The following is a 1,460-nucleotide window of genomic DNA, read 5'->3' as shown; positions in this document are numbered from 1 at the left end:
CCTTGACGATGTCCGGCATCGCCGAAAGGTCCAGCCGGGCAATGACGGAATCGTTGCCATGCTTGATGAGGAAGGTCCGCCGCTCCGGCGGCGTGTTGCGGATGAAGGCGAATTCCTTGGCCGTCAGACCGAAGCGGCGGATGTAGCTTTCCTCATCCGCGCGCGGGTTCGGAAAATGCAGGTTCGTCGCCGACTGCTCGATCAAAGTGTGCGATTGCGGCGCCCGGGCTATGTCCGCGGCCGACTGGGTGCCGAAGCCGACGATCCCGTTCAGTTTGCGGATCGTCTTCATCTTGTCGACGATATAGCTGGAAAACGCTGGGTCCTGCAGCAGCTTCCAGCCTCGTCCATGAAGATCAGGACGGGATCGCCTGTGAGCAGTTCGTCGATGCGGTGGAACAGATACATTAGTGCCGGCGAGCGCACCTCTTCATTATCGAGGATATGCGTCATGTCGAACCCGAAGATGCGCCTGCCGGAAAAGGAGAGTGCGTCGTGCGGCGCGTTGAAGAGCCATGCCTTCTCGCCTTCGAACCATGGCCTCAACCGCGACTGGAGATCATTGGCGGCCGAGCGTGAGCGCCCCATGAGAAGCCCGGACAGATTGGCGAGCGTCCGCTGCTCGACCGGCTCCTCGCAAATGCGCCTGATAGCGCGCTCGAGCGTGTCTTCCTCTTCCTGGGAGAAGCCGTGACCGTCCGCGGGCGACAGCATGGCCTTCAGAAGACGAACCAGGAATTCGCGGTTCGCGGGGGTGTTTTCCAGTTGCAGCGGATTGAAACCGGTCGGCGTGCCCGGCTGCAGGACCTCATAGTTGCCGTTGACGGCGCGAATGAAGATCGAGGCGCCCTCATCCTTGTCAAAGAACACTGCCCGAGGCTCGGGCGAGATGCGAAACGCTTGCGCAAGCAGGAACGTAAGTGCCACGGTTTTGCCGGACCCCGTCGGGCCCGTGACCAGAAAATGCCCGACGTCACGCTGGTGAAAATTGAACCAGTAGGGAGTCTGCGAAGTGGTCTCGAGGATCGAGATCGGCAGGCCCCAATGGATGCCGGACGCCTGACCCGTCGCGAAATTGTGCATGGAGGAGAAGCCGGAGAAGTTGGCGCTGGACAGCATGCATGAGCGTGCGATGTATGCATGGTTGCCCGGCAGTTGCGCCCAGAAGGACGCCTCCATGTTCAGATCCTCGCGCAGCCAGTTGACGTTCATGTCGGTGAGGCAGGCGCCAAGCTCCGAGACCGCCTTGTCGAGCCCAGCCAACTCGCGCGACAGGCAAAGCAAGCTGAAATGGTGATAGCCGAACACTGCTTCCTGATTGACCAGGCTGTTGAGCGCAAAATCGATGTCCGTCTCGACCGTGCTGCCGGCCTCGTCGGAAGCGCGTATCTGCCGCTGCAGGCGTGAAATCCGTTCCTGCGCGACTGGCTTGTCAGCAAGCGTGAAGGACTGGGTAAGAA

1 pseudogene is annotated in these 1,460 nt (G+C 60.8%); it reads right to left on the bottom strand.

What is annotated here, in order from left to right:
• Positions 1-1,460, bottom strand: a pseudogene (locus EN742_RS34895) (type VI secretion protein); the annotation flags it as partial.

Origin of the sequence: Mesorhizobium sp. M4A.F.Ca.ET.020.02.1.1 (assembly GCF_004022645.1) — a bacterium.
Lineage (GTDB): Bacteria > Pseudomonadota > Alphaproteobacteria > Rhizobiales > Rhizobiaceae > Mesorhizobium.
Note: the sequence above shows the minus strand (reverse complement) of the source record. Positions and strands in the feature narration are given on the sequence as shown.